The organism is Kitasatospora sp. NPDC015121, from assembly GCF_055562955.1.
Genome location: NZ_JBVHEH010000009.1, coordinates 31,818 through 53,694 on the forward strand (window position 1 = coordinate 31,818; position 21,877 = coordinate 53,694).

General features: G+C 74.7%; 19 protein-coding genes. 12 read left to right on the forward strand and 7 right to left on the reverse strand.

Translation table 11 applies throughout. From position 1 onward, the window contains the following. Nucleotides 1–29 precede the first annotated feature (29 nt). Complete coding sequence (locus tag ACZ3J7_RS14925; protein ID WP_465620614.1) at nucleotides 30–1,961, reverse strand: potassium transporter Kup; 1,932 nt, start codon at nucleotides 1,959–1,961, stop codon at nucleotides 30–32. Nucleotides 1,962–2,424: 463 nt separating this feature from the next. Here ACZ3J7_RS14925 and ACZ3J7_RS14930 point away from each other — a divergent pair, with 463 nt between their 5' ends. Then, a complete protein-coding gene (locus ACZ3J7_RS14930) occupies nucleotides 2,425–2,937 on the forward strand; it encodes an SPW repeat protein (protein ID WP_465620615.1) in 513 nt (170 codons plus the stop codon). Between the two features lie 166 nt (nucleotides 2,938–3,103). Beyond that, complete coding sequence (locus ACZ3J7_RS14935) at nucleotides 3,104–4,021, forward strand: helix-turn-helix transcriptional regulator (protein ID WP_465620617.1); 918 nt, start codon at nucleotides 3,104–3,106, stop codon at nucleotides 4,019–4,021. 530 nt (nucleotides 4,022–4,551) lie between these two features. Here the strand turns inward: ACZ3J7_RS14935 and ACZ3J7_RS14940 are convergent. Next, complete coding sequence (locus tag ACZ3J7_RS14940; RefSeq protein ID WP_465620620.1) at nucleotides 4,552–6,843, reverse strand: catalase; 2,292 nt, start codon at nucleotides 6,841–6,843, stop codon at nucleotides 4,552–4,554. Between the two features lie 257 nt (nucleotides 6,844–7,100). Here ACZ3J7_RS14940 and ACZ3J7_RS14945 point away from each other — a divergent pair, with 257 nt between their 5' ends. Then, nucleotides 7,101–7,940 (forward strand): alpha/beta fold hydrolase, encoded by an 840-nt coding sequence (locus tag ACZ3J7_RS14945; protein ID WP_465620623.1) that lies wholly within the window; start codon nucleotides 7,101–7,103, stop codon nucleotides 7,938–7,940. A 123-nt stretch (nucleotides 7,941–8,063) separates the two neighbouring features. Here the strand turns inward: ACZ3J7_RS14945 and ACZ3J7_RS14950 are convergent, their stop codons facing one another. Further along, the gene (locus tag ACZ3J7_RS14950) at nucleotides 8,064–8,564 is read right to left on the reverse strand and encodes a hypothetical protein (protein WP_465620626.1); all 501 of its coding nucleotides are present in this window, start codon (nucleotides 8,562–8,564) and stop codon (nucleotides 8,064–8,066) included. 100 nt (nucleotides 8,565–8,664) lie between these two features. Next, nucleotides 8,665–9,291, reverse strand: coding sequence for a DUF6098 family protein (locus ACZ3J7_RS14955; protein WP_465620628.1), 627 nt, complete (start codon nucleotides 9,289–9,291; stop codon nucleotides 8,665–8,667). A gap of 210 nt (nucleotides 9,292–9,501) precedes the next feature. On the opposite strand from ACZ3J7_RS14955, the gene ctaD reads away from it, so the two are divergent. Continuing rightward, on the forward strand, nucleotides 9,502–11,211 hold the full coding sequence (gene ctaD, locus ACZ3J7_RS14960; protein ID WP_465620630.1) for an aa3-type cytochrome oxidase subunit I: 1,710 nt from the start codon (nucleotides 9,502–9,504) through the stop codon (nucleotides 11,209–11,211). After that, nucleotides 11,208–11,588, forward strand: coding sequence for a hypothetical protein (locus ACZ3J7_RS14965; protein WP_465620632.1), 381 nt, complete (start codon nucleotides 11,208–11,210; stop codon nucleotides 11,586–11,588). The genes ctaD and ACZ3J7_RS14965 overlap by 4 nt, the downstream gene beginning before the upstream one ends. A gap of 67 nt (nucleotides 11,589–11,655) precedes the next feature. Here ACZ3J7_RS14965 and ACZ3J7_RS14970 read toward each other — a convergent pair whose 3' ends face one another. Both ACZ3J7_RS14970 and ACZ3J7_RS14975 read right to left on the reverse strand, forming a co-directional pair. Next, nucleotides 11,656–12,666 carry a helix-turn-helix transcriptional regulator gene (locus ACZ3J7_RS14970; RefSeq protein ID WP_465620634.1) on the reverse strand — a complete coding sequence of 337 codons (1,011 nt, stop codon included), beginning with the start codon at nucleotides 12,664–12,666 and terminating at the stop codon, nucleotides 11,656–11,658. Between the two features lie 17 nt (nucleotides 12,667–12,683). Next, complete coding sequence (locus ACZ3J7_RS14975) at nucleotides 12,684–13,283, reverse strand: hypothetical protein (RefSeq protein ID WP_465620636.1); 600 nt, start codon at nucleotides 13,281–13,283, stop codon at nucleotides 12,684–12,686. A gap of 496 nt (nucleotides 13,284–13,779) precedes the next feature. Between ACZ3J7_RS14975 and ACZ3J7_RS14980 the strand changes: the two genes are divergently transcribed. The 7 genes from ACZ3J7_RS14980 to ACZ3J7_RS15010 all read left to right on the forward strand — a co-directional run bounded on the left by ACZ3J7_RS14980 (nucleotide 13,780) and on the right by ACZ3J7_RS15010 (nucleotide 19,853). Then, nucleotides 13,780–13,968 carry a YegP family protein gene (locus ACZ3J7_RS14980; protein WP_344557286.1) on the forward strand — a complete coding sequence of 63 codons (189 nt, stop codon included), beginning with the start codon at nucleotides 13,780–13,782 and terminating at the stop codon, nucleotides 13,966–13,968. Between the two features lie 147 nt (nucleotides 13,969–14,115). Then, nucleotides 14,116–15,183: an NUDIX hydrolase gene (locus ACZ3J7_RS14985; protein WP_465620639.1), complete on the forward strand. Its 1,068-nt coding sequence runs from the start codon at nucleotides 14,116–14,118 to the stop codon at nucleotides 15,181–15,183. Nucleotides 15,184–15,345: 162 nt separating this feature from the next. Further along, a complete protein-coding gene (locus ACZ3J7_RS14990; protein ID WP_465620641.1) occupies nucleotides 15,346–15,726 on the forward strand; it encodes a DUF6188 family protein in 381 nt (126 codons plus the stop codon). Between the two features lie 75 nt (nucleotides 15,727–15,801). Then, nucleotides 15,802–17,124, forward strand: a complete 1,323-nt coding sequence (locus ACZ3J7_RS14995; protein ID WP_465620643.1) for a DUF5685 family protein — start codon at nucleotides 15,802–15,804, stop codon at nucleotides 17,122–17,124. A gap of 67 nt (nucleotides 17,125–17,191) precedes the next feature. Then, nucleotides 17,192–17,725, forward strand: a complete 534-nt coding sequence (locus ACZ3J7_RS15000; RefSeq protein WP_465620645.1) for a GNAT family N-acetyltransferase — start codon at nucleotides 17,192–17,194, stop codon at nucleotides 17,723–17,725. A gap of 371 nt (nucleotides 17,726–18,096) precedes the next feature. Further along, on the forward strand, nucleotides 18,097–18,573 hold the full coding sequence (locus tag ACZ3J7_RS15005) for an NAD(P)-dependent oxidoreductase (RefSeq protein WP_465620647.1): 477 nt from the start codon (nucleotides 18,097–18,099) through the stop codon (nucleotides 18,571–18,573). 254 nt (nucleotides 18,574–18,827) lie between these two features. Beyond that, nucleotides 18,828–19,853: a DUF4232 domain-containing protein gene (locus ACZ3J7_RS15010; RefSeq protein ID WP_465620649.1), complete on the forward strand. Its 1,026-nt coding sequence runs from the start codon at nucleotides 18,828–18,830 to the stop codon at nucleotides 19,851–19,853. A gap of 36 nt (nucleotides 19,854–19,889) precedes the next feature. On the opposite strand, the gene ACZ3J7_RS15015 is transcribed toward ACZ3J7_RS15010, so the two are convergent. After that, nucleotides 19,890–21,773 carry an APC family permease gene (locus ACZ3J7_RS15015; protein WP_465621102.1) on the reverse strand — a complete coding sequence of 628 codons (1,884 nt, stop codon included), beginning with the start codon at nucleotides 21,771–21,773 and terminating at the stop codon, nucleotides 19,890–19,892. Nucleotides 21,774–21,877 lie beyond the last annotated feature (104 nt).

Sequence of the window (21,877 nt, forward strand, 5' to 3'; positions counted from 1 at the left end):
GGAGGCGGCCTTCGGCCCTTGGCGCGCCCTCACACCTCGATGTGCGAGCCCATGATCACCGTCCGGTCCCGGGGCAGGCCGAAGTGCTCGGCGGCGTCGGCGGTGATGTAGGAGGTGGCGATGAACAGGCGCTTGCGCCAGGGCGCCATCGTCGGCTGCTTCCCCCGGCGCAGTTCGATCTTCGACAGGAAGTACGAGGCCCGGTCGAGGTCCAGTACTCCTTCGGTGTCGGCCGGGTCGAGCAGCGCCAGCGTGGCCGGGACGTCCGGGGTCTCCATGTAGCCGTACCGGGCGGTGACGTGGACGATCCCGTCCTCGCCGTAGCCGAGGGCGTCGACCGCGCACCGCTCCTCGACCGGGACGCGCGGCACCGGCTCGGTGCTGATCGACAGGATCACCAGCTGGCTGTGGCGGACGTGGTTGTGCTCGACGTTGGCCCGCAGCGCCAGCGGGGTGGTCTCCTTGCCCCGGTTGAGGAAGACCGCGGTGCCGGGGACCAGGGCGGCCGGCACCTCCCCGCTGTGCAACCGGTCGACGAACTCCCGCAGCGGCCCCTCCTGCCGCTCCCGCTCGGCGGTGACGGTCCGTCGGCCGTGCTGCCAGGTCGTCATCACGGTGAACGCCACCAGGCCGATCAGCAGCGGCAGCCACGCGCCGTGGAAGAACTTGGTGGCGTTCGCCGCCACGAACAGCAGGTCGACGGTGAGCAGCGCGCCCGCGCCGGTGGCGAGCAGCCAGCGCGGGGTGTGCCAGCGGGTACGGGCCAGGTAGAAGAACAGCAGGGTGGTGATGGTGATCGTGCCGGTGACGGCCATGCCGAAGGCGAAGGCCAGGGCGGCGGAGCTACGGAAGGCGAAGACCAGGGTGAGGACGGAGACCATCAACAGCCAGTTGATCCACGGCACGTAGATCTGGCCGATCGTCGACTCCGAGGTGTGCGCGATCCGCAGGCGCGGCAGGTAGCCGAGCCGGGCGGCCTGCGAGGTGACCGAGTACGCGCCGGTGATCACGGCCTGCGAGGCGATCACGGTGGCGGCGGTGGCCAGCAGCACGATCGGCCAGCGGGCCCAGCCGGGAGCGAGCAGGAAGAACGGGCTGCTGATGTTCGCCGGGTCGTCGAGGATCAGCGCGCCCTGCCCCAGGTAGCTGAGGATGCAGGCGGGGAAGACCAGGAACAGCCAGCCGCGGGTGATCGCGGGCCGGCCGAAGTGCCCCATGTCGGCGTAGAGCGCCTCCGCGCCGGTGACCGCCAGGACGACGGCGGCGAGCGCGAAGAACGCCGTCCCGAAGTGCCCGACGAAGAAGCCGAGCGCGTAGGTGGGCGACAGCGCCCGCAGGATCTGCGGGTGCTCGGTGATGCCGCGCACCCCGAACGCCCCGACCACGGTGAACCAGAGGATCATCACCGGCCCGAACACCCGCCCGACGGCCGCCGTGCCCCGGCGCTGCGCGAGGAAGAGCAGCACCAGGATGCCGGCCGTCAGCGGCACCACCGCCTCCTGGAGCGAGGGCTGGACGACCTCCAGGCCCTCCACCGCGGAGAGCACCGAGATCGCCGGGGTGATCATGCTGTCGCCGAAGAACAGCGCCGCGCCGAAGATCCCCAGCAAGGTCAGCACGGCCGTCGCCTTCCGCCCCGCCCTGGCTCCCGAGCGCCGGATCAGGGTGATCAGCGCCATGATGCCGCCCTCGCCCTCGTTGTCGGCGCGCATCGCCAGCAGCACGTAGGTGACCAGCACGACGACCACCACCGACCAGAACACCAGCGACACCACGCCGTACACGTTGTCCGTACTCACCGGCACCGGGTGCGGGTCGTCCGGGTCGAAGACCGTCTGCAGGGTGTAGATCGGGCTGGTCCCGATGTCCCCGAACACCACCCCCAGCGCCCCGACCATCAGCGCCAGGCGCGCGGGGCCCTTCACCGCCGGGTGGAGGGCCGGGGAGCCCTGATCGGCCATGGTGACCGCCTTCCTTGGATCGTCTTCCGCCATCACCGCTCAGGAACCGAGTCGATCCGAACGTACGACGGCCCGGTACCGCCGGGCCGCCTACCCCGCCGACGGGCCGACCCGCTCCCGGACGTCAAGAATCCGCGAAGAACGCCCGCTCCCCCGCCGGCGGGCATCTCTCCGGCTGCCCCGAACTCACGGAGATCGGCGGTGAGTGCGGCGCTGCTCGTCGGTGCGCTCCTTCCGCTCCTCCGCCGACGGACGACACACCGCCGCCCGTGGCTCATCGGGCCCCACGGTCCCCTACCGGGTGCGGGAGGCCGAAGCGCACCTGGTGCCCGCCGCCCCGTGACGGACGCGGTGGCCGTTCGGAGCGCGGTTCTCGGAAAGTCTCGCCAGGAAAGCCGCTTTGGGTAGTTTCACCCGATTTGTTCGGGTAGGCGCGGGTCCGACACCTGCCTAGGAGGATCCGATGGCTTCCACCCACCGCGCACCGATCGACGAGCACCCCGATCTCGTCGCACTGCGTGAACGCCACGACCGCGCCGCCGCCACTCCGCGGGCGCAGATGGTCGAGGCCCTCGCCCTGCTCACCGGCCTGTACCTGGCGGCCTCGCCGTGGATCTGCGGGTTCTACGGCTTCACCACGCTCGCGGTCACCAACCTGCTGTGCGGCATCGCCTACATGCTGCTGCTGGGCGGCCTGGGCAACTCCTACGAGCGCACCCACTCCATGGCCTGGGCCGCCGCCGCCATCGGCGTGTGGACCATCGTCGCGCCCTGGGCGGTGGCCGGCGACGTCGCCCACACCCGCACCATCACCAGCAACCTCATCGCCGGAGCCGTCGGGTTCCTGCTGGCCTGCGCCGCGGCGGCCGCCGCCCAGAAGACCCCGGCCCGCCGAGACCGCACCATGACGGGCCGCGGCGACACCGGCCGCACCGACCCCGGCCACGGCAACCCCGGTCACCGCGGCACGCGCTGACCTCCGCGTCCGTCCCCTCCGACTCGCACCCGGACCGCAGCCACAGGAACCCGCGGCCCGGCCGTACGATCCCGCCACCGGGGTAGGAGGGTGGCACCGCGTCGGGCGGGCGAGCGGCGGGAGGCGGTGCGCGGTGGACGGTGCGCTGGTGTTCGACAGTACGGACGTGGCTGCCACTCAGGAGTTCCTGTCGACGGCGTACACGCCGATGAGCATCGGGGGCCCGGTCCGCGACGCCCGGGTGCGGATCAGCCGCCGCTCGGCGGGCCCGATGGCGATGGACCGCCTCGACTTCGGCTACACGATGGCCTACGACGCCCACGAGCTGGGCCGGGTCTGCCTGGTCAGCATGCACGACGGCACGCTCGCCGACCTGACCGACGGCCGCGAGGAGGTCTACGGGCGGGGCGAGACCTTTCTGCTCGCCCCGCCCGACCGGCCCTACCGGGGCGAGGTCCGCGCCGCCCGCTACACCATCGCCCTGTTCGACACCGCGCTGCTCGACGCCGTCGCGCCCGCCCCCGCCGGCGGGCGTCCGGTGCGCCTGACCGGCGACCGCCCCGTGACGCCGACCGCGGGCCGGCGGTTGGCCGCCGCCATCGCCTACGTCCGCGACCACGTCCTCGACGACTGCGCGCCCGACGCCGACGGGCTGCTGGCGGGTACGGCTGCCCGGCACCTGGCCGCCGCGACCCTCGCCGCCGTGCCGCACAGCGTGCGGGGCACCCGGCTCCGGGCCGACAGCGCCGACGCCACGCCCGACACGCTCCGCCGCGCGCTCTCGTACATCGACTCCCACGCCGACCGGGACGTCTCACTCGCCGACATCGCCGCGGCCGCGTACGTCACCCCGCGCGCCCTGCAGTACGCCTTCCGCCGGCACCTGGGCACCACGCCCGTCGCTCACCTGCGCCGGGTGCGCCTGGACGCCGCCCACCGGGACCTGCTCGCCGCCCGGCCGGAGAGCGCCACCGTCACGCAGGTCGCCCGCCGTTGGGGCTTCGCCCACCCGGGCCGCTTCGCCGCCCAGTACCGCGCGGCCTACCGCACCACCCCCGGCAGCACCCTGCGCCTGCGCGGCTGACCGGGCCCGCCCCTCTCACGCACAGTGCAGGACGGTCCGCCGTCCGGCCGGGGTGGGAAGCGGCCCGGCGTCGAGGACACCGTCGGTGCCGGTGACCGGCAGCAGGCGTTCCAGGGGAGGTACCGACCCGGCGAGCCGGAAGGCGGTGCCGCGCGCGGGCCTCCTGACGGGCGCGCAGGAACTCGTTCAGGCCCGCCGCGCCGCAGAACGGCAGCCGCGAGCGCGGGGGCGGTCTCCAGGGCTGCGTGGCCGTCCAGGGGCAGGGCCGCGACGGCGGCCGGTCGGTTCGCCTGCGGGCGGGTGTCCGCCCCGGTCCGTCCTCCGGTGCGGCGGCAACCCGAGCGGGTGCCCTGGTGAGCCTGCGCCGTCCGGCCCCGGGTCTGCGGCACCGGTGGACCGGCCGCTGCCTTCCCCACCGGTTCGGAAGGCGAAGCGCCGCCGGAAGGCGGGTGGCGGGAACGGCGGCTCCCCGAGGCGCCGCCGTTCCCGCCATCCGTGCCCGGTCCGGACCTTCCCGTGCCGAGCCGGTCTCAGCGCGCGGCCTCCGGCGGCGGCGGGAAGCGGTCCCAGGCGCGGTGGGCCGTGAGCAGGCGGGTGAGACCGTCCAGCAGCGCGTCGGTGTCGTCGGCGACCACCACGCCCGGGGCGTCGGGGGCGATTCCGGCGGCGTCCAGGGCGCGGCCCGCGGCCGGGAGCGCCCCGACGGCCTTGGCGTGCCGCCAGGCCTCGCCGAGCATCAGGACGATCCGGGGGTCGACGGGACCGGGTGCACCGCCCGCGCCGGCCTTGGCATCGCGTCCGGCGGTCGCGTCCGCCGCGGGGGCGGGTGCGCCGAGGAGCACGATCGCGTCGAACTCGACGGAGCGCGCGGTGGCGAACGTCCGCTGGACCGTCACCGGGTCCGCGCCCTCCCCGGTGAGCCGGCCGCCGGTGGGGGCGATGACCAGCGGCACCATGTCGGCGTCCAGGACCGCCCGGCGCAGGGCGGCCAGCGCGGCGAGGTCGCCGGTCGGGTCGGCGACCAGGCCGATGGTCCGGCCGGCCACCGGCCAGGTGCGGCCGAGCTGGGACAGCGCGGGGCTCGGCACGGTGTCGCCGGGCACCTCGGTGGGCTCCGGAGCGGGCAGGCCGAGGGCGGCGGCGACCTGGGCGCACAGGAACGGGTCGATGTCGGCCAGGGTCTGCAGGGTGCGCTCCTTGACGGCCTGCTCGTAGCACTTGCCGAGTTCGAAGCTGTAGGCGGCGATGATGTGCTCGCGTTCGACGGGCGTCATGCTCCGCCAGAACAGCCGGGCCTGGCTGAAGTGGTCGTCGAAGCTGGCGGGCGCCTGGCGGACCTTCGTCGCCGCGGCGACGGGCTGCGGGTGCTCGATGAAGGCCTGCTGCTCGGCGCCGGCGAAGAACGGGCAGCCGCCGTCCAGCGAGTTGGGCTTGTAGGGGGCGACGCCGGTGTGCACGGCGTCCTGGTGGAAGCCGTCGCGCAGCATGTCGTTGACCGGGGCGTGGGTGCGGTTGATCGGGATCTGCGCGAAGTTGGGGCCGCCGAGCCGGGTGATCTGGGTGTCGAGGTAGGAGAACAGCCGGCCGGCCAGCAGCGGGTCGTCGGTGACGTCGATGCCGGGCACCAGGTGCCCGACGTGGAAGGCGACCTGCTCGACCTCGGCGAAGAAGTTCGTCGGGTTCGCGTTCAGGGTCAGCAGCCCCACGGGCTGCACCGGGGCCAGCTCCTCGGGCACGATCTTGGTGGGGTCGAGCAGGTCGATGCCCTCGAAGGTCTGCTCGGGGGTGTCCGGGAAGACCTGGATGCCCAGCTCCCACTGCGGGAAAGCGCCGGCCTCGATGGCGTCGTACAGGTCGCGGCGGTGGAAGTCGGGGTCCGCGCCCGCGATCAGCTGCGCCTCCTCCCACACCAGGGAGTGGACGCCGAGCTTGGGCTTCCAGTGCCACTTGACCAGACTCGTACCGCCCTCCGCGTTCACCAGGCGGAAGGTGTGGACGCCGAAGCCCTCCATCATCCGGTAGGAGCGCGGGATGCCCCGGTCGGACATGTTCCACAGCGTGTGGTGGGTGGCCTCGGTGTGCAGCGAGACGAAGTCCCAGAAGGTGTCGTGGGCGGACTGCGCCTGCGGGATCTCCCGGTCGGCGTGCGGCTTGCCCGCGTGGATGACGTCCGGGAACTTGATCGCGTCCTGGATGAAGAACACCGGGATGTTGTTGCCGACCAGGTCGAACACGCCCTCGTCGGTGTAGAACTTGGTCGCGAAGCCGCGGGTGTCGCGCACGGTGTCCGCCGAGCCGCGCGAGCCCAGCACGGTGGAGAAGCGGACGAACACCGGCGTCTGGACGCCCTCCCCCAGGAACGCCGCCTTGCACACGCCGCCGGCCGTGCCGTAGCCCTCGAACACGCCGTGCGCAGCGGCGCCCCGGGCGTGCACGACGCGCTCGGGGATCCGCTCGTGGTCGAAGTGGGTGATCTTCTCCCGCAGGTGGTGGTCCTGGAGCAGGACCGGGCCGCGCGGTCCGGCCTTCAGCGAGTGGTCGGAGTCCGGCAGCCGGGTGCCCTGCGCACTCGTCAGGAACGCGCCGGCCTGCGCCCGCACCACGCCCGTCCCGCCGGCCGCGCGACCGGTGGCCGACACCGGCGCGGGCGGGCCCTGGTCGGGCTTGGGCGGCAACGGCTCGCGCGGTTCGGTGGGCTCCGCCAGTTCGGCGGGCGCGGCCCCCGGTGCCCCCGGCACCTCCGGGCGGTGGTCGGGGACCACCGCCTCCACGACCTCCTTCACCCTCTCGGTGATCTTCTTCTTCGGCCCCGACTCGCTCATGGCGCTCCTCCTCCGGTGTGCGACGGGCGCCGTCCCGGCGCCTGGCTCCCCCAGCACGCTATGGCTGGAAGGAATTCGAATCCGTTTGCGGACATGCCGTGTTCGCGAAGAGCCCTGGACGGAAAACGAAATCCGCGGCGCGTGGGAGAACCGCCGGGCCTCGCGTTCGGGTGGATGGTGGGCGGAGGCCGCGTCGGACGGCGCAGTGCGGGTAGTCGCGGTTTCCCCGCCGCGTTCGGGTTCTGGAGGAGGCACACATGTCCGAGATCACCGCTCACCACGGGCTGTTCCGCGACACCGCGCTACACGTGGACGACACCGGCGGGCCGGGCCGTCCGGTCGTCCTGATCCACGGTTGGCCGCTGTCGGGCGAGTCGTGGAAGTACCAGGTGCCGGCCCTCGCCGAGGCCGGGTACCGGGTCGTCACCTACGACCGCCGGGGGTTCGGTCGCAGCGACAAGCCCTTCCTGGGCTACGCGTACGACACCCTGGCCGACGACCTGAACGCCCTGCTCACCGAGCTGGACCTGCGCGACGCCACGCTGGTCGGCTTCTCGATGGGCGGCGGCGAGGTGGCGCGCTACGTCTCCTCGTACGGCACGGAGCGGCTGCGGAGCGTCGTGCTCGCCTCCGCCGTGACGCCCTTCATGCTGCGGACCCCCGACAACCCGCGGGGCCCGCTGACCGAGGAGGAGGCGGCCGGGATGGCCGCTTCGCTCGCCGAGGACCAGGACGCCTTCTACGACGGGTTCGTGCGGGACCTCTTCTCGGCGAACGCCGAGCCGACGGTCACCGAGCAACAGCTCCGCGAGGTCCGCGCCCTGTGCGACCAGGCGGACGCGAAGGCCGCCCTGGAGTGCCTGACGATCTTCGGCACCACCGACTTCCGTGCCGACCTGGAGAAGTTCGGACCGCTGCCGACGCTGGTGCTGCACGGCGACAGCGACGCCACCGTCCCGTTCGAGGGCTCCGGCGCCCGCATGCGCGCGGCGCTGCCCGACAGCCGGGTCCACCTGGTCACGGGCGGCCCGCACGGCGTCCACGTGAGCCACGCCGCGGAGTGGAACCGGGCGCTGCTGGAGTTCCTGGCCGGCTGAGGCACCCGCACCCGCCGCGCCGGGCCCCGCCCCCGGTCCGGAGCCGCACCGGTCCGGCCGGGCGGGCCGTCACCCGGGTGCGCCCGGCCGGGCCGGACGTCGACGGCCGTGCTGCCCGCCCGGTCACGGCCGGGCGGTCAGCACTCCGGCGGCGCGCAGGCGCAGCTCCTCCAGCAGGTCGGCCTGCCGGTCGGCCCGGTCGGCGAGTTCGTCGAGCCGGGCCCGGTCGAGACGGGGGTCGTCGCCGAAGCGGGCGGCCAGGGCGGCCCAGAGCTGGCGCTTGCCCAGGACGCCGAGGCGGAGGGCTTCCAGTTCGACCAGGTCGGTGAGCGGTGAGCGGCGCAGCAGGGTGCCGTTCGGTTTGAGCAGGCCGGCCAGTTCGCCCGCGCGTCCGATCCAGGCGTAGGCGCGGCGTTCGGGGACGCCGAGTTCCCGCATCACCCGGCGCAGGGAGGTCAGGTCGGCGGCGATGTCGGCGGCCAGTTGCCGCAGGACCCGCCCCTCCTCGCGTTCGGAACGCGCGTCGGCGAGCCGGCGGGCCCGCCCGGTACCGGCCTCGGCGCCGGCCAGGTGGTCGTTCAGGTAGATGGTGAGCATGCGGTGGCTGTCGGGTCCTGTGGTCACGGACGTGTCCGCCTCTCGTGTCGTCGGGGTGCGGGCCCGCCCCGCCCTTCCGCGGGCGGCGCGGGTGTTCTCCGGTGTGCTTCGCGTCCCCACCCGGGTGTCACCGGGCCCCGTCCCGGCGCATGGGTCCCCAGCGGCCCGCCTGGCGGGCGATCTCCTCGTCGGCCTCGGCGATGACGTCCTCGCTGATGCGGGCCAGCGGGCGGGCGCCGGTGAGGAGGGGTTCGTTGTCCGGTCCGCGGGCGGTCTCGGTACCGGTGAGGATCCACGGGTGGACGCCGGGTGCCTTGTCGCGCCGCAGGTGGGAGTAGTCGTACAGGCGGCGGGCGGCCCACAGGCGCAGCGGGCGTCCCTGCCACCAGTCCTCGGCGGAGAGGGAGTTGACGGACAGGCCGGGCAGGGCCTCCCGGGTCAGCTCGTCCAGGCTGCCGCCTTCGTGCGCGAGGTCGGTCTCGGGACCGCGGGACCAGCGCACGTACAGCCGCTCGTCCTGGTGGGCGCGCAGGAAGTCGGCGAGGGCGTCCAGGCTGGTGATGTCGGGATGGGGAAAGGACGTCACGGGGCGGGGAGCGCTTCCGTGCGGCCGCCGCCCCGTCCGGGCGGGGGCGTCCGGGCCGGTGCCCGCCGACGGCCCGGGGGCGGCGCGCCCGGTGGGGGTCCGCGGGACGGACTCCTGCTCACCGGCGTGCTCGGCGCCTGCGCCCGTGTTCTCGCGTGCGGTCGTCACCTGGTTCCTCCTTCCGGCTGCGGAACCCTTCCGGAGGGGCGGCTGCCCAGGTCGCTGCGGGTCACGCCTCGTCGTCCGCCCGCCGACTGTCCGGGAAACGAAGACTTCGACCCGTTGCGCGAGGGCCGGCCGCAGCGCCGGTGTGCGACCGGGGGACGCGCGCGGAGGCACTGGTAGAGGTGGCGGGTTGACCCCTGACGAGGAGTTCCCTTGACCGTCCTGACCGGCGGCCGCCCGCCGTCCACCCCCTCCCCCGCGACGCCGCGGGCCGCCCGCCCCGGGCACGCGATCATCCGCTGGATCACCACCACCGACCACAAGACGATCGGCAGCCTCTACCTCGGCACGTCGTTCGCCTTCTTCCTGGTCGGCGGGGTGCTGGCGCTGGTGATGCGGGCCGAGCTGGCCCGCCCGGGCACCCAGATCCTGTCGAACGAGCAGTTCAACCAGGCGTTCACCATGCACGGCACGATCATGCTGCTGATGTTCGCCACCCCGCTGTTCGCGGGCTTCACCAACTGGATCATGCCGCTCCAGATCGGCGCCCCCGACGTCGCCTTCCCGCGCCTGAACATGTTCGCCTACTGGCTGTACCTGTTCGGCTCGCTGATCGCGGTGGCGGGCTTCCTCACCCCGAACGGGGCCGCCGACTTCGGCTGGTTCGCCTACACGCCGCTGTCCGGCCCCGACCACAGCCCGTGGATCAGCGGCGACATGTGGGTGATGGGCCTGGCCTTCTCCGGCTTCGGCACCATCCTCGGCGCGGTCAACTTCATCACCACGATCATCTGCATGCGCGCGCCCGGCATGACGATGTTCCGGATGTCGATCTTCACCTGGAACGTGCTGCTGACCTCGGTCCTGGTCCTGCTGGCCTTCCCGGTCCTGGCGGCCGCGCTGTTCGCCCTGGAGGTGGACCGCAAGTTCGGCGCGCACGTCTTCGACCCGGCCAACGGCGGCCCGATCCTGTGGCAGCACCTGTTCTGGTTCTTCGGCCACCCCGAGGTGTACATCATCGCGCTGCCGTTCTTCGGCATCGTCTCCGAGATCCTGCCGGTCTTCTCCCGCAAGCCGATGTTCGGCTACTCCGGCCTGATCGCCGCCACCATCGCCATCGCCGGCCTCTCGGTCACCGTCTGGGCGCACCACATGTTCGTCACCGGGCAGGTGCTGCTGCCGTTCTTCTCCTTCATGACCTTCCTGATCGCGGTGCCGACCGGCGTGAAGTTCTTCAACTGGATCGGCACCATGTGGAAGGGGTCCCTCTCCTTCGAGACGCCCATGCTGTGGTCGATCGGCTTCCTGGTGACCTTCCTGTTCGGCGGCCTGACCGGCGTGCTGCTGGCCTCCCCGCCGATCGACTTCCACGTCTCGGACTCGTACTTCGTCGTCGCCCACTTCCACTACGTGGTGTTCGGCACCGTCGTCTTCGCGATGTTCGCCGGCTTCCACTTCTGGTGGCCCAAGTTCACCGGGCGGATGCTGGACGAGCGCCTCGGCAAGATCTGCTTCTGGACGCTGTTCGTCGGCTTCCACACCACCTTCCTGGTCCAGCACTGGCTGGGCGCCGAGGGCATGCCCCGCCGCTACGCCGACTACCTGGCCTCGGACGGCTTCACCACGCTGAACACCCTCTCCACCATCGGCTCGTTCCTGCTCGGCCTGTCGATCCTGCCGTTCCTGTACAACGTCTGGAAGACCGCCAAGTACGGCGAGAAGGTCGAGGTCGACGACCCGTGGGGCTACGGCCGCTCGCTGGAGTGGGCGACCTCCTGCCCGCCGCCGCGGCACAACTTCACCACCCTGCCGCGGATCCGCTCCGAGTCCCCGGCCTTCAACCTGCACCACCCCGAGATCCCCGACGAACTCCAGGACGCCGCCCACCAAGGCATCCCCAGCGGGGAGAACACGCAGCGATGAGTGACCGACCCGCCACCGGCAGGACGCGGCGCCTGCCCGCCGAAGCCACACCCGACACGGAGGCGGGCCTGCGCGAACTCGAGGGCTACCTGTACTGGCAGTCCCAGAGCCGACTGGCCCGCCGAGCGGCCAGGGACTTCACCGAACTGCTGCCGTGGCTCACGGACGGCCAGCGCGCCGACGTGGAGGCCCACTTCACCCGCCTCCACACGGCCGCCACCCGCCAACGGCTCGAACAGTTCCGGGAGGAGCGGGACCGCCTGCGGACGCAGTACCGGGACCGCTACCGCGGCCTGCGCCGCCGCTGCGTGCTCGTCGCCCTGCTGGCCACCGGCGCCGTCTGCGGACTGCTGACCCTCGCGGCCGGGCGGCACTGATCCGCCACCCACCCGCCGCCCGCCGCCCGCCGCCCGGAGGCGAGTGGCGGGCGGCGGGCGGCCGGGGTCATGCCTCCAGGGTGGTGCTCGGTCGGCAGTGGTAGGCGGCGTGGTAGCGGGCGGAGAAGCGGCTGGGGTGGGAGAAGCCCCAGCGGGCGGCGATGCGGCGGACGGTGTCGCTGTGGGGGTCGGCGTCGAGGAGTTCGAGGTGGGCGCGGTGCAGCCGTACGTCGCGCAGGTGGGCGAGGGGGGTGGTGTCGAGGTGGTGGCGGAAGGCGTACTGCAGGGCACGGGGAGTGAGGTGGACGTGGGCGGCGATCTCGGCGAGGGTGATCGGCTCGCCGGCGTGCCGCTCGATGAACGCGGCCGCGCGGCGCACGGACGGGGGCAGTCGCGGCTGCCGCGTGCTGCCGGGGACGGTGTGGGTGTGGGTGTGGGTGTTGGGGAAGAGGGCCAGCACGGTGGCGGCCAGGAGGTGGCCCGCGCTCGTCGTGAGGCGGTCGGTGAGGAGGCCGGGCCCGGCCCGCAGGAGGCCGGTGAGGTAGTCGGTGGTGACGCGCCAGTGCAGGCCGACCGTGCCGGCGTCGGCGCGGCGGGCGTGGAAGACCAGCGGACCCGGGTTGGCGCTGTCGCGGGCGGCATGGTGCAGCAGGGGCATCGGCAGGACGAAGGAGCGGGCGCGCAGGTCCCGGGTGTGGTGGACGAACGGGGTGCCGGGGACGGCGGACAGCACCACGTCCCCCGCGGCGCAGGGGCCCCTCCCCTCCCCGCCCTGGGCGGAGACGAGGCGGTGGGCACGGCCTTCGAGGACTTCGGTGACGACCAGGCGGTCGGGTGCGCCTTCGAGCAGCCAGTGGCCCGGCAGGTGCGTCTCGCACACGTCGAAGGCTCCGGCGTCGGTGTGCTCCAGGCCCAACAGGCCGGCGGACGGCGGCCCGTCGGTGCGGCGGGCCCGGGTGGTGAGGCGCAGGGTGGTGCGGAAGGCGGAGCGGGCGGAGCGGGCCCAGTGGTCGGGGTCGGTGGTGGTCAGGGCGTTTCGTGTCGGGTCCTGTCGGCCGGGGGCCATGGGTGCGGACACGGGTTTCCGCCTCTTCTCTAGGGGGTGGGGGTGTCTCGGGTGCCCCGGCGGTAGTGCGTGCGGTACGGGGCGGCGAAGCGGCCGGGCCGGGGGAAGTCCCGGGCGGCCGCGGTAGGCGTGATCTGCCGCCGCCGCCCGGCCGGGGCCGTGGGAGCGGCGGCGGTGAGTTCCAGGTGGGCCCCTGCGAGGCGCGGGTGGACGGCCGGGGGCAGGGCGCGCACCGCGGTGAAGCGCAGCCGCCGCGGGTCGGTGCCCGCCTGTTCGGAGGCGACGCGCTCCAGCACCTCGTGGGGCAGGACGGCGATCGCCGGTCCCACGTCGTCCCGGGTGTCCTGCCAGCCCTCGGCGCGCGGGCAGCGGACGCTCTGACCCTTGCCCTTGCGGAGCAGGGAGTGCCGACCGCGCGGAGCAGACGTGCCGAGGGTGCCGGGCCGGGGCGCCAGGGGCGTGGCAACCGGCAGCGGCTTCGTCCGGACCCGGCCGGGCACCCGCTTCCGCGCCGTCCGGTCCACCCGCGGTCCGTCCGCGCCGACATGCTCCACCTCGCACCCGCACCGCTTCGGCTGCCGGGACACCGGACGGTGGCCGAGGTACGCGCCCTGCACGAACGCGCGCACTTCCTGCGGGCCCCCGGTCCGGTACGCGGACCGCTCCAGCGGTGCGAAACCCGGCCCCGCCAATTCGACCGCCCCGTCCCCGCACCGCGGTTCCCCACCGGCCCCGCCCGCACGGGGACCGTCCGATCCGGGCAACGTACTGCCTCCGCCCGCCCGCCCGGCAGCACAGGTCACCCGTAGGAGTGTCGGCGGCCGCGGATCCTTCGTTTCGCGGACAGCGCACGGCCGCCGCACAGGGCGCGCACCCCTCGGCGCGCCCCGGTCCCCCTCCACCCGCGCAGGACGCCCCGCACGATCGGGTGCACGGTCGGCACGGTGCTCGGCTCGGTGGCTTCCAGCGGTTTCGCCACCGGAGGCGAGGGCCCGGCCATCGAGGCGCCCGCTCCCGGCCACCAGTCCGGCCGGACACTCGAACGGCACACCCGGGAGGCGTGCAAGGGCAGTTGAGCCTACGTTGACTGCCGGGGGGCTACCCGAACGAGAGGTGTGCGTTTCCATGGCTGGGAAGTTCGAGCTGTACGTGGACGAGTCGGGCAACCACCGCTTCCGCCTGAAGGCGAGCAACGGTTCGGTCGTGGTGACCGGTGAGCCGGAGGAGTCCCGCGAGCAGTGCCTGAAGAACATCGAGTCGATCCGCAAGCTGGCGCCGTACGCGCAGTTGCTGGAGGCTCCGGTCAACGCCTGACGGCCGTCGGGGCGGGCCCGTGACAGACCGACAGGTCGGTGTCACGGGCCCGTCGCCGTCCGGCCCCGGTCCCGTTCCCGGTGCGTGGCGGTGGCGGCGCGGCGGGCATGCTGGACGGGTGCGGAGCGGACGGACGAGGGGGTTGCGGTGGACGGGCGGGAGATCATGGCGGCGGCGGGGGTGCTGTTCCCGGACGAGGACGGGCGGGTGCTGGTGGTGCGCACCTCGTACCGGACCAAGCACCCCGTCGCGGTGCCGGGCGGCGGCTGGGAGCCGACCGACGCCTCGCCCCGGCACACCGCCGTCCGGGAGATCCGCGAGGAGCTGGGGATCACGCCCGTGCTGCGCGAACTCGCCTGCCTGGACTGGTCGCGGGACCACGACCGGCCGCCGATCGCCGCGTTCCTGTACTGGGCCGACCCGCTGACCGCCGAGCAGCTGGCCGCCGTCCGGCTGGAGGCCGCCGAGCTGGACGCGATGGTGCACCTGCCGCCGGAGCTGCTGCTGTCGGCCGTGCCGCCGCTGCTGTCGCGCCGGATGGGCGCCTGCGTGCTGGCGCCGCGCTCGGCCGCCCCGCTGGAACTCGCGGACGGCCTCCCCGTCGGCCACTCCGCCCTGCACCTGCCGCCCCGGCCCGCGCCCCCGTACCTCGGCGCGGCCGCGCTGGACGGGCTGCTGCCACCGGGCGCCGGGCGGGCCACGCCGGCACCGCCGATGGGCAAGCAGGAGTACTACGCGAGCCGTCCCCGGATCCGGGCCAAGGCCCGGCTGCTGTTCACCGACCCGGACGGGCGGGTGCTGCTGGTGCGCCTGCACCCGTGGCGGGGCCTGTCGCGGTGGGTGCAGCCCGGCGGGTCGGTCGAGGCCGACCGGGAGCTGCCCCGGGCCGGGGCCCGCCGGGAGACCCTGGAGGAGCTGGGGCTGGACCGCGAACCGGGCCGGCTGCTGGCCGTCGACTGGGTGACCGACCACCCGTGGGACCCGCCGCACCTGGTCCTGGCCTACGACGGCGGGACGCTCGACCCCGGACGCTTGGCGGCCGTCCGCGTCCAGGAGGAGGAGATCGCCGAGTGGCGCCTGTTCACCCCGCGGGAGGCCGCAGCGGCGCTGCTGCCCCCCGCCGCCCGGCGGCTGGCCGCAGCCCTGGCGGTGCGCGCGCTGCCACCGACCGCCGGACCGGCGGAACTGCTGAACGGCGCCCCGGCCCGCCCGTAGCCGTCGGGCCGGTCCGGGCTGCTCGGACCGCTCGGGTCGTCCGGGCCGCCCGGACGGCTCGGGCGGCGGTTCGCGGCGGGTTCCGACGCCCGGGCCGGGTATGAATGGGCAGGTCGGGACGGTGGGCGCGCGCGGCACGGCGCGGCGGACGGGAGGTGCGGGGTGGCGGGATCGCTCGGATCCGAACTGGAGGGCCGCGCGGTGCGGTCGCTCGGCGGCGGCAACCGGCTGGTGCTCGACCTCGACGGCGGGCTGCGGCTGACCGTCGAGAACGACTTCCGGCTGCGCCACGGCACCGCGGTCGACCACTTCTACCCCGCCCTCGGCCTCTCCCCCACCGGGGCCCTGGAACGGCTCGCGGGCGCCGTCGTCACCGCGACGGCCGTCACCCCGGCGGGCGGCCTGCAGCTCTCCTTCGACAGCGGCCACGTCCTGGCCGTCGCCCCCGACCCCGCTCCCGGCGGCCCGGCCCACCCCTGGCGGCTCTCCTCCCCCGCCGGCCCGCTGTACACCGGCGGGCCGGACGGCGACTCCGCCGCCTGAGCCCGGAACCGGGAACCCCGCCGACCGCCACCGCGTCCGTAGGATGACGACGGATCATGGCAAGAGGGGTGGGGCGTGTTCGGAATCATCAGGCCGTGTCGGCACCGGCTGTCGGAGCGGATGCGCGCTTCCTGGATGGCGCACCTGTGCGGGTTGTGCCTGGCGTTGCGGGACGACCACGGGCAGTTGGCGCGGACCGCCACCAACTACGACGGCCTGGTGATCTCGGTGCTGGTCGAGGCCCAGTCGGTGCGGGACGACTCCGCTCGGCGCACGGCCGGGCCGTGCCCGTTGCGCGGGATGCGCAGCGCGTCGGTGGCGCGGGGTGAGGGCGCCCGGCTGGCGGCGGCGGTGTCGCTGGCGCTGGCGTCGGTGAAGGTCCGCGACCACGTCCTGGACGGCGACGGCGTCTTCGCCCGCCGACCCGTCGCCGCCGGGGCCCGCCGGGTCACCCGGCGCTGGGACCGGCAGAGCGCCGACAGCGCCGCCGCCGTCGGCTTCGACACCGCCGTCCTGCTCGCCGCCGCCGACCGGCAGCAGGCCGCCGAATCGGCCGTCACCGCCGGTGGTCCGCTCCTGCTCGCGACCGCGCCCACCGAAGAGGCCACCGCCGCCGCGTTCGCCCACACCGCCGTCCTGGCCGGCCGTCCCCGCAACGCCGACGCCCTCGCCGAGGCCGGCCGCCTCTTCGGACGCCTCGCCCACCTCCTGGACGCCGCCGAGGACCGCTACGACGACGACACCCACGGCCACTGGAACCCGCTGACCGCCACCGGCACCACCCCGCAGGAAGCCGAACGCCTCTGCCGCGACGCCGTCCACGGCATCCGACTCGCCCTCAAGGAAGTCGAGTTCACCGACCGCGCCCTCGCCCACCTCCTCCTCGCCCACGAAACCGGCGAAGCCGTCGACCGCGTCTTCGGGCGGCAGCACCACCACGGGTCCTGCGCCGCCCGGAGCGCGGGCGCCACCGCCTCGCTGTCCGACGGCGGCTACGGCCCGGGCGCGGGTGCGGGCTCCGGCGGCCAGGGCGTTCCCGGGCAGGGACCGCTCGGCGTCTTCGGCGCCCCGGAGGGGTACGACCTCCCCGGTGTCCCGGGCGGCCACGGCGGTTCGGGGGGCTCCGGCGGGTCCGGTGGCTCCGGCGGGCCGCAGTGGTCGCCGAAGGGCGAGAAGCCGCAGAAGCCGCCGCGCGGACCGGTCATGGGGTGCCTGGCCTGGGTCACCATGGCCTGCACCTGCCAGTTGCTGTGCTGCGAGCACGACCACCCGTTCACCCGGAAGCGCCGGGAGAGCTTCTGCGACCGCAACTGCGGCGGCACCTGCGACGACGGCGGCTGCTGCAGCGGGTGCGGAACGGCCTGCGAGTGCCTCTCCTGCTGCGGCGCCTGCGCCTGAGCGGCCTGGGACGACGGGGCGACGGGGCGACAGGACGACAGGACGACAGGACGACAGGACGGGAGCGATGACGGAGCGACGGCAGGAGTTCACGGCCGCCACCGAGCTGGCCGAGTGGGGCGGTTGGCCCGCGCTGCAGGAGTTGGGCGAGGCGGCGGACCCGTTCGGGGTGACGGCGGCCGGGGTCACCTGGCGGCCCAAGGACCGGCACTTCGGGGTGCACCTGGCGGGACGGCTGGTGGCGCACGCCGGGTTCGTGGTGGCGCCGGTCGAGGCGGGCGGGCGGCGGTTCGAGGTGGCGGGGGTCGGCGGGGTGCTGGTCTCGCCGCACCGGCGCGGGCACGGGCTGGCCCGGGCGGTGGTGACGGCGGCGCTGGACGCGGCGCGGGCCGACGGGCTGGAGTTCGCGCTGCTGTTCTGCCTGCCGGACCGGGCGCCGCTGTACGCCCGGCTCGGGTGGACGCCGCTGCCCGACCCGGTGACGGCCGACCAGCCGGACGGGCCCGCCCCGGTGCCGCTGGGCGCGATGTGGACCGGGCTGGTCCCGGGGGCGCGCTGGCCGGAGGGCGGGGCGGTCCGGCTGCACTCGCTGCCGTTCTGAACGGGGACGGACCGGCCCGGCCCGGGTCCTGCTGCTGGACGCCGCGCCCGGGGAGTTGCTGGAGCGCGAGCTCGGACGGTACCTGGGCCTCGGGCTGTCGGTCACGCTGAACCTGCGGCGGGTCGCGGAGCCGGCCTCGGTGCGGGCCGCCTGGGCGGGCCCGATCGCGTTCGCGGACTTCGACGCGTTCGAACCCGGCGTGCTGGAGGCGGAGTTCGGCCGGGACGGGCGGGGGCACCACGCGGTGAAGTCCCGGGGCGGGATGCCGCCGCGGGCGGTGTTCCTGGCGGCGGCGGCCTCCCCCGCGCTGGGCCGGCCGCTGCGGGTGGTCGGCCCAGCGCCGGGAGGCCGCCGCCCGGCTCGGGGTGGCGGTGACGCAGACGCCGGGCTCGAACGCGGACGCGGTCGCCGAGTTCGCGCCGGCCCAGGCGCCGGCGCCGTCCCGGCAGCTGGTGACGCTCGATGCGGCCTGCCACGAAGGGCGTTGGCTCTCCGGCGGGCCGTCCCGCGCACCGTCCGAGCCGACCTTCGGGATCGCGGGGCTCGGGCGGATCGGCTGCGCGCTGGCGGCCCGGGCGGCGGCGCTCGGCACCCGGGTGCTGGGCTGGTCGCGAACTCCGGCCCCCGTCAGCGGGGGCGAGCGCGTGGCGGAGCCGGATCAGCCGGTGGCGGGCAGCGACGTGCTGTCGCTGCACCTGCCGCTGACGCCGGAGACCCACGGACTGATCTGCGCCCGGGAGTTGGCGCTGCTGCGGCCCGGCGCACCCGCCGGCGGGCGCGGCCGTCGACACCTTCGCCCACGAGCACGCCGCGTTCGCCTCGCCGCTGTTCGTCGGCGTGCCGGGTGACCTGTCGACCCCGCACGTGGCGGGCATGACCCGGCAGGCGATGGAGCGGGCGGCGCTGCGCCGCCCAGGTCGCGGCGCTGCCGGCCGGGCGGGCCGACGGCGTGCCGGTGGCGCGGGCCTGACGGGGTGTCGACCGGGCCCGACCGGGCCCGACCGGGCCTGACGGGGTGTCGACCGGCGAACGTTGCAGGGCTGTTGCACGCCGGGTGACGCGGGTCACAGCCGGGCGGGTCGGTTCGTGGTCGACTCTCCGGATGATGCGGATGCGGGCGGTTCGGGTGGGTGCGGGCGTCGTGGTGGCGGCGGGGCTGGCGGGCGGCTGCGCCTCGGCGGTCGCCCCGGGGCGGCCCGACCCGTCGGAGCGGGCGGGCTCCTGCGGGGCGGCGCCGACGGTGCGGCCGGACGGGTGGAGCCGGGACGGGGTGCGGATCCTCTCGGTGAGCGCGGACTGCCTGGAGTACGAGGTGACCAACCGGAGCACCGAGGCGGCCGACCTGACGGTGCTGTTCAGCTGGTCGGGCAGCGGGGAGCGGCTGTCGTCCGACCCGACGGACGTCCGGCCGGCGGTGCCGCCGGGCGCGACCGTGACCGGCCGGGTGGTGCTGTCGGGCGGCGCCCCGCAGCCGGAACGGCCGTTCGGCACCCTCCCGTCCGGCCCGGCGACCGCGCCGGCGGACCCGCCCGTGACCCCGGCGGGCCCCGACCGGGCCGGCACCGGCCGTCCGTCGTCGCCCGCCACGCTGCCGCCCGTCTCGGCCGCGCCCGCCAGGTCCCGGGCGGCCGCTCCGGGGGTGAAGGTCGCGCGGGTGCGCAGCGTCCCGACCGCCGAGGCGCCGTCGCGGGGCGGGGCGTGCCCGGCGTCCGGAGTGCGGGTGTACGCGGACGAGGGCGACGCGGCGATGGGGCTGCGGGTGGTCGGCCTGCACCTGGAGAACTGCGGGGCGAAGGACGTGGTGCTGGACGGCTACCCGCAGCTCCAGCTCCTGGACGAGGCGCACGCGCCGGTGGAGTCGGTGCAGGTGCTGAAGGGCGGCTCGGCGATCACCACCGGCACCGGCGCGGACGCGCCGCCGCGCCGCTTCACCGTGCCGCCGGGCGGCACGGCGTCCTCGGCACTGGTCTGGCGCAACACGACGGACCTCGGGTCCGATCCGGTGAACGCCCCGTACGTGCGGGTGCGGGCGGCGGCGGGCGCGGCGCCGGTGGTGGTGACGCCGGAGCTGGACCTGGGGACCACCGGGAGGCTCGGCGTCGGGGCCTGGGCGCCGGACGGGTCCTGACGCCCGAACCCCGGCGGCGCGGCGGGGCGGGCCCGGTCAGCCGACGTGGACGCGGGGGCGGCGGGCCCGGTCGGGTTCGGCCTCGCGCAGCACCTCGCGGGTGACCGGGGCGACCTCGCCCTGCCCGAACAGGAAGAAGCGCAGGAACTGGGCGAACGGGCTGCCCTCGGTCCACTCGAAGTAGATGTGCGGGAGCTGGCCGGTGGTGTCGCGCACGTGCAGCAGTATCGCGGCGAGCGCGTTGGGGATGCTGGAGTGTTCGAGGGTCAGCACCCGGTAGCGGTCGTGCAGCACCTCGCCGCGCACGTGCAGTTCGGCCTCGAAGTCGGAGGCGTCGAGGACGGTGACCTCGACGAAGACCAGGTCGTCCTCGACCGGGATGTCGTTGTCGGCGCGGATCTGGTGCACCTTGTCGCGGTACTCGGCGAGGTCGCGGCCGGCCGGCTCGTTGGCGATCAGGCGGATCGTGCGGTGCGCGGTGTCGCGGACGAAGCGTTCCGCGACCTCGTCCAGGTGGACGTCGGTGACCCGGAGCTCGAAGGCGCGGGCCAGCCGGGAGGCGAGCGAGACCAGCACGATGCCGGCGATGAAGCAGGCGCCGATCTTCACGCCGTCCGGGCGTTCGGCGATGTTGACCGCGGTGGTGTAGAGGAAGACCGCGGCGATCACCGCGAAGCCGACCGTCCAACCGCGCTGGCGGGCGGCCCGGGCGGCGATGGTGACGGCGATCGCGGCGGAGGTGATCAGCACCAGGACGCCGGTGGCGTACGCGCCGCCCTGCTTGTCGACGTCCGCGTCGAACAGCCAGGTGACCAGGAAGGCGATCGCGGTGAGCACCAGCACCATCGGGCGCACCGCGCGGGCCCAGTGCGGGGCCATGCCGTAGCGGGGCAGGTAGCGGGGCATCAGGTTGAGCAGGCCCGCCATCGCGGAGGCGCCGGCGAACCACAGGATGGCGATGGTGGAGAGGTCGTAGACCGAGCCGAACGCGCTGCCGAGGTAGTGGTGGGCCAGGTAGGCGAGGGCGCGGCCGTTGGCGGGACCGCCGGGCTCGAAGTCCTCGGCGGGGATCAGCAGGGTGGTGAGGAAGCTGGTGGCGATCAGGAAGCAGCTCATGATCACGGCGGCGGTGGTGAGCAGCTTGCGGGCGCCGCGGACGCGTCCGGCGGGGTGCTGCTCGGTGTCGCCCGGGTCGCCCTCGATGTGCGGCATGACGGCGACGCCGGTCTCGAAGCCGGACAGGCCGAGCGCGAGCTTGGGGAAGACCACCAGGGCGACGCCGATCATCGCGACCGGGTTGCCGTGCTCGACGCTCAGCGCGTGCGTCCAGTCGGTGATCAGGGACGGCGCGGTGGCCACGTGCCACAGGCCGACGGCGACCACCACCACGTTCAGCGTCAGGTAGACCGCGACCAGGACGATCGCCACGCCGATCGCCTCGCTGAAGCCCTTCAGGAAGACCGCGCCGAGCCCGGCCACCAGCACCAGCGTGATCAGCACCTGGTGGCCGCCGAGCGCGCCGGTCAGGTGCGGGTTCTCGACCAGGTGGGCGGTGGCGTCGGCGGCGGAGAGCGTGATGGTGATCAGGAAGTCGGTGGCGGCGAAGCCGAGCAGGGCGAGGACGAACAGCTTGCCCTTCCAGAACGACAGCAGGCGTTCCAGCATGGCGATCGAGCCCTCGCCGTGCGGGCTCTCCCGGGCGACCCGGCGGTAGACCGGCAGCGCGCCGAACAGGGTGACCAGCACCAGCACGACGGTGGCGACCGGGGAGAGCAGGCCGGCCGCGAGGGCGGCGATGCCGGGCTGGTAGCCGAGCGTGGAGAAGTAGTCCAGGCCGGTCAGGCACATCACCTTCCACCAGCGCTGGCCGTGCTGCTGGTCGGTGGCCTGGGCGTGCGGTCCGGGGTGCTGCTTGGCCATGTCGGACAGGCCTTCCAGCAGCCAGGCGCGCAGCCGTTGCCGCGCCGTCCCTCCGTCCGCGGGGGCGGGATCGACCACGGTGCCTGCTCCTGTCGGGGTGGGGG